This is a genomic window from Syntrophorhabdus sp., from assembly GCA_012719415.1.
Lineage (GTDB): Bacteria > Desulfobacterota > Syntrophorhabdia > Syntrophorhabdales > Syntrophorhabdaceae > Delta-02.
Genome location: JAAYAK010000021.1, coordinates 1 through 6,301, shown reverse-complemented (window position 1 = coordinate 6,301; position 6,301 = coordinate 1). Strand labels below are relative to the sequence as shown.

General features: G+C 57.9%; 4 protein-coding genes. 1 reads left to right on the top strand and 3 read right to left on the bottom strand.

What is annotated here, in order from left to right; genetic code table 11:
- Positions 1–115: 115 nt before the first annotated feature.
- Genes GXX82_00960 through GXX82_00950 form a run of 3 tightly spaced genes read right to left on the bottom strand, consistent with a single transcriptional unit; the run spans position 116 to position 5,771 of the window.
- Positions 116–3,211: an efflux RND transporter permease subunit gene (locus tag GXX82_00960; GenBank protein ID NLT21596.1), complete on the bottom strand. Its 3,096-nt coding sequence runs from the start codon at positions 3,209–3,211 to the stop codon at positions 116–118.
- The gene (locus GXX82_00955; GenBank protein NLT21595.1) at positions 3,208–4,476 is read right to left on the bottom strand and encodes an efflux RND transporter periplasmic adaptor subunit; all 1,269 of its coding nucleotides are present in this window, start codon (positions 4,474–4,476) and stop codon (positions 3,208–3,210) included. The genes GXX82_00960 and GXX82_00955 overlap by 4 nt, the downstream gene beginning before the upstream one ends.
- Positions 4,473–5,771: a TolC family protein gene (locus GXX82_00950; GenBank protein NLT21594.1), complete on the bottom strand. Its 1,299-nt coding sequence runs from the start codon at positions 5,769–5,771 to the stop codon at positions 4,473–4,475. Before GXX82_00950 ends, GXX82_00955 begins: the two co-directional genes overlap by 4 nt.
- 266 nt (positions 5,772–6,037) lie before the next feature.
- Between GXX82_00950 and GXX82_00945 the strand changes: the two genes are divergently transcribed.
- Positions 6,038–6,301, top strand: a 264-nt coding sequence (locus GXX82_00945) for a DUF169 domain-containing protein (protein ID NLT21593.1), incomplete at its 3' end; no start/stop codon positions are given.

Genomic DNA, 6,301 nt, shown 5'->3' with positions numbered 1-6,301 from the left:
GAGATGTCTCCGGACGCCGGATCTCCAATAACATAGACATGGGAATCGGGGATGAAATCGTCCTGACCGGGAATGAATTGAACGCCTTTGTAGACCTGGGACATGGGAGACTCCTTTATACCTTTTTTTCTATTTTGCCGGACCGCTTTCCGAGCCAGCGGTTGAGCTCGTCAAAATAGATGTAGAAGACGGGCGTGATGTAGAGGGTCATGATCTGAGAAAGGAAGAGACCGCCCACCACGGCGACACCCATGGGCTGACGCGCGTCCCCCCCCGCTCCGATCCCGAGCGCGATGGGCAGGGTGCCGAAAAGGGCCGCCATCGTCGTCATCATGATGGGCCGGAACCGTATGAGGCACGCCTGGTAGATCGATTCCTCGGAGTTGAGCCCTTTCGTCCGCTCCTCCTCGAGGGCGAAGTCGACCATCATGATGCCGTTCTTCTTTGCGATGCCGATCAGCATTATTATACCTACCATACCGTACATGTCGAGTTCCATACCAAAAACCCACAGGGTCAGCAGGGCGCCGCACGCCGCCAGCGGCAGGGCCGTCAGGATCGTGATGGGATGGATGAAGCTCTCGTAGAGTATGCCGAGGACCATGTAGATGACGAGCACCGTGACGAAGAGGAGGAAACCCATGCCCGAAAAGGATCTCTGGAACTCCTGCGCCGACCCCTGGAAGCCCGTCACGATGGACTGCGGCAGATTCACATCCTTCGCTATCCTGTGCGTGGCATCCACCGCCTCACCCAGGGAGTGTCCCGGGGTGAGATTGAAGGCTATGGTGGCCGAGTTGAGCTGGCCCGTATGATTGACGTTCACGGGGCCCACCGTCTGCTCGATGGTCGATATGGTACCTATGGGCACGAGCTTGTTCGCCGTCGATTTGACGTAAAGATAGGAAAGCGCGTCGGGATCCGATTTGAATTGCGGCTGAACCTCGAGGATGACGGCATACTGGTTGAGCTTCCCGTAGATGGTCGACACTTTCCGGGACGCGTAGGCCGAGAAGAAGGTGTTCTGGATCTGGTCGAGACTGAGGCCCAGCGCGGATGCCTTGTCGCGGTCCACATTAATGAAGAGTTTCGGCATGTTCAGCTTGACGTCGGAGTTCACGTCCGCCAGGCCCGGGAGCTTGCCCATTTTCTCTTCGAATATCCCGGCGTACTTGTAGAGGTCCGTCAGGTCCGAACCCTGAAGGGTGAATTGATACTCGGCCAGGGCGTTTCCTGCCCCTATCTGGATGGGAGGCGGGTTCTGGGGGAAGACGAGGAGGCCCGGAATGCTGTTGAGCTTCGGCCTTAAGGAGGCGACTATCTGGTCAACGGAGTGCTTGCGGTCTTTCATGCTCTTCAACATCACGAAGACGATACCGTTGTTGTAAGAATTCATGCTGGCAACGGAGATAAAGTCCTTCACATCGGGCTCCGCCTTGACAAGCTCGTTGAGTTCGCTCTGGTGTCTTATCATGTCGTCATACGATATCTTGTCGGCGGCCTGGACCCAGGCCATCATGAAATTCTGGTCCTGGGTGGGGAGAAACCCCTTCGGGATCCTCATGAAGAGAAAACCTGAAAAAACAAGGACGAGGATGGTGACGACGAGGGCGACCCTCCGGTGCGTGAGCACCCACCGGAGGGTGCGGCCGTAAAAACCTATCATGGCCTGAAACCCCTTCTCGGTCAAGGCGTAGAACCTGCCCTCCTTCTTCTCGTGAAAACCCTTGAGAACGCGGCTGCACATCATGGGTGTCAGGGTGACGGAGATGAAACCGGAGATCAGGATCGCCGCCGCGATGCAGACGGCGAACTCATGGAACAGCTTGCCGATGATGCCCGGCATGAAGAGGATGGGGATGAAGACAACAACGAGCGAGAGGGTCATGGACATGATGGTAAACCCTATCTCCTGAGACCCCTTGAAGGATGCCTCCGTGGCGTTCTCCCCCATCTCCATGCGCCGCACTATGTTCTCGAGGACGACTATGGCGTCGTCGACGACGAGGCCGACGCACAGGACCAGCGCCATCATGGAAAGGTTGTTGAGGCTGAATCCGAGAACGCTCATGACCGCAAAGGTGCCGATGATGGACAGCGGCACGGCCACGTTCGGTATGACCGTCGACCTGAAGGACCGCAGGAAAACGAAGACGACAAAAAGGACGATGATGATGGTCAGAACAAGGGTGAACTGAACGTCCTGGATGGATTCTTCAATGTAATCGGAGGCGTCGTAGAGGAGGTGCCATTCCACCGATTCGGGCACCATCGACTTCAGACGGGGGACGAGTTCCTTGACGCCTTGAGCGACAAGGACCGTGTTCGATCCCGGCTGTTTCTTGACGGCAAGGACGATGGCGCGCCGGGTCTTCTCGCGCGTCGAGTACCAGGCGGCCATCTGCTTGTCCTTCTCGACGCCGCTTATCGCGTCTCCAACGTCCTTCACGCGGACCGGCGTACCGTCCTTATAGGTTATGATGACATCCCTGTACGCCTCTCCGACCGTCAACTGTCCGTTGGAATCGATCGTGAAGGCCTGGAAGCTCCCGTCGATGGTTCCGCCCGGAAGGTTGACGTTCGCCGCCTTGATGGCCCGCTCCACGTCGTCGATGCCGATGCCCTGCTTCGCCAGAAGCTTGGGGTTCACCTGGATGCGCGCCGCAAACTTCTGGCCGTAGGTGATGACCTGGGAGACGCCGTTGACCATGCTGAAATTCTGGGCAAGATAATTCTCCGCGTAATCGTTGAGCTGGGTGAGGGGCATCGTCTCCGAAACAAGGGCAAAATAGAGGATGGGCTGGTCGGAGGGGTTGACCTTCTCGTACGTGGGGGGACTCGGCAGGTTGGTCGGCAGGTCCCCCTGGGCGGCCGCTATCTTGGAGTTCACATCCTGGGCGCATGCGTCTATATTGCGGTCCAGGGTGAACTGAAGGATTATGCTAGTCGACCCCGTGTAGCTCTGGGAGGACATGGAAGACAGGCCCTGTATGGTCGAGAACTGCTTCTCCAGAGGCTTTGCCACGTTCGAGGCGATGGTCTCGGGGCTTGCCCCGGGAAGGCTGGCCGAAACCATTATCGTAGGGAAATCCACGGCCGGGAGATTATTGATGGGAAGGTCCACGTAGCTGTTGATGCCGAAAAAGAGAATGCCGAACATGACCAGTATGGTCATGATGGGCCGCTTGATCCATATGGCCGAGATGTTCACTTCTTCGTTCCTGCGGAGGCTTCCGGCGGGGGCGCTCCGGTGCCGGTCTTCTGAGGCGCGGGTTTTCCGGGAGCGGCCTCAAGGCTTCCGCCGTTACCCCGCTGTCCCGATGCGAGTGAATCGCGCACTGAAACAGGGAAACCGTTCCTCAGCTTGAAGTGGCCGTCGGTGACGACTGTCTCCCCGGCGTTTATCCCCTTTCGCACCACCGTCAGGCCCCGCACAGTCCTGTCCGTCGCGACCACGCGATATTCGACCGTGTCGTCGGCCTTTATGACAAAGGCATATTTCCCTGTCTGGCTGAGCTGTATAGCCCGCTCGGGAACCACGACGACGCCCTTTTCCGTGGTGAGAGTGAGGACCACATTGACGAACTGTCCCGGCCAGAGAAACCTGTCGGTGTTCGGAAATGTCGCCTTAAGGAGTATCATCCCCGTCTGGGTGTTCACGGTATTGTCCATGAAGGTAAGCTCGCCTTCCGGCGGCTCTCCCGTGTACCCGGCGGGAAGCACCCTCGCTTTGAGCTTTTGACCCACGGAGTACTTCCTGACGGCAGGGAGGTCCTTTTCGGCTATGGAAAAGGAGGCATAGACGGGCGATATCTGGTTGATGGTCGCTAGCTGGGTATCCACGTCCTTGATCATCCTCCCCTCAAAGACGGCATAGGCGCCCATGCGCCCATCGAAGGGAGCGGATATGAAACAGTGGGCCAGGTTGAGCCGGGCATCCTGCAAAGAGGCCCTGTCCGCGACAACGAGGGACTCCTGCGCATCGGCGACGGACTGCTTGTTCTCGTAGTCGGAAAGAGCGACCGCGCCCTTTTCGTAGAGGTACTTGTACCGCTTCGCCTCGTCGCGGGCGAATTTCATCTGCGCCGTGTCCCGCGCCAGCTGCGCCTCGGCCTGGCGCACCTTTGCCTGGTACTGGTTGGGATCGATCGTGAAAAGAGGCTGGCCCTTTTTGACGTCCTGACCTTCTTTGAAATGGGTCTTCACCAGTTGCCCCGTTATCTGGGCGTAGATGGGAACGCTGCGATAACCTTCGATGGTCCCTATTTCCCTCAGCTCCACGGGCATATCCTTCGCAACAGCCTTCGCCGCGGTCACGGCCACCCGCTCCGGCGGCGGCGCCGGCTTCTTTCTCGTCGCGACATATACGATGACGACCACGCAGACGAGGACGATCCCCGCCGCTACGACCTTTTTCCTCCGGGACATCGCCCGAAGCCTGCCGATGACTCCCCTGCCCTTCTGTGCGTCCATCATCTGCTCCCCATGGCCTTCTCCATGTTGGCCCTGGCAACCTTGTAATCGAAGAGGGCGCTTATGTTGGCCAGCTTCGCCTGGCTGTAGGTCACCGTGGCGTCTGTGACCTCGAGAGGGGTCGCGAGTCCGGCGTCATAGCGCAGGTTCGCGATCTCCAGGTTCTCCGTCGCCTGCCGTATCTGGACATTTGTGGTCTCTATCGTCTGCCGTGCCTTGATAAGCGCCAGCCACGCCTGCTTCACATCGAGCGTGATCTGGAGCTTCATGGCGCTGATCTTCGCGTCGACGGACTGCTTGTTCGCCTGGGCCTCGGCGACCTTGTTCGTCGTCGACAGACCGTCAAAGAGGTTGACCGACAGAGCGACCCCGGCATACCAGCCCTGCCCGAGGGGGTACTGGCTGCCGGCAAAGTTGTACTGGGCGTTACCATTGATCTGCGGATAGTATTCCTGCTTCGCCCGGGCAACGGCCTTTTCGGCGGACTCCCTCTGGGCCTCCAGGGACTTGAGGTCGGGCCGCGTCTCGTAGGCGGTTTTCAGTGCATCCTCCAGGGAGATCTCGTACCTGTCGAAGTCAAGACTGTCGTGGATGGCATAGTCCGCGTCGCCGTCTATGCCCATGGCGTTGTTGAGGTTCACCCAGGCGACCTTGAGGTCATTCTCGGCTCCGATGAGGTTCAGTTTCGCGTTGGAAAGGTCGAGTTCGGCCTTCGTAACATCGTACTTCGGCTTCTTGCCCGCCTCGAAAAAGACGACGGCTACGCGGTAATGCTTCGCGTATTGCCCGACAACCTCCAGGTTGACGTCCCGCGAACGCTTGGCCTTCAGGACCCCGTAGTAGGAGGACTTCACCGTGTTGGCAACGGTGTTCATGCTGTTGTCGATATCGCGGCGGGACGATTCCACGTTGAGCCTTCCGATATTCACACTCGTTGGCGTCCTCCAGAAATCGAAGATCATCTGCTTGAGGCTCACGTTGGCGACATTCTGGTTGTACTGGTCGAGAAGGGCCCCGTAATAAGGGTCACGGGTATTGTTCACCTCGAAGTTGCGCGTGAACCCCGCCGAGCCGTCGACCTTCGGGAGATAACCTGCCCGCGCCTGCCCGAGCTGGGCCTCGCGCGCCTTCATCGTATACTGGAAGCCCATGATGGCTGGGTTCATCTTAAGACCGATGTCTATGGCCCTCTCCAGGTTGAGGGGCTCGCCCGGCCTGATGGGCGCCTCCTGGGCAAAGAGGTCACTCCCGACGATCATCAGAAACACCGCCAGTACACAGAACAGGTATCTTCTCATTTCCAGTCTACTCTCGCCTCTGACCGGCTCTTTCTCAAGCGAAAAGGGGTCTGTTTGATGAACAGGTACGTGACATATTAGATAAGTGGACCACCGTTGTCAAGAAGGACTTTGGACACCGGAAGAAACGTGATAGAATGGAAAACGGTTTTAAGTTTTAAGTGTTAAGTTTTAAGTGCCAGGATCTGCATGAATCACCCTTGCTTCGGCTTAAAACCTAAAACCTAAAACTTAAAACCGTCTTCTAAAAAAGGAGGAGGTCATTCATGAACATGCAATTCAAGGAACGATTCCTGAAGCTTTGGGAGAAGTACTTCCCCGGTGCTTCTCTGCCCGTGGTCTTCTTTTACAGTGATGACGAGGCCGGCGCCGCCATCGTGAAAGGGCCGAAGAGCCTGGAGGAGCATCGCTGCATCCTCGCCGACATCACACGGGCGGCACGAGGCCGTTCTCTCGCTTTCAACGTCGACTCCATCGGCTGCGGCGGCGGCAGAAAGTACCTCGGCTTCAGCGAGGTCCTCCGCCCCAAT

What these genes read in the sequence shown, in the direction of transcription:
- GXX82_00955 (NLT21595.1), bottom strand. Translation starts at nt 4,476, where the DNA reads ATGATGGACGCACAGAAGGGCAGGGGAGTCATCGGCAGGCTTCGGGCG.
- GXX82_00950 (NLT21594.1), bottom strand. Translation starts at nt 5,771, where the DNA reads ATGAGAAGATACCTGTTCTGTGTACTGGCGGTGTTTCTGATGATCGTC.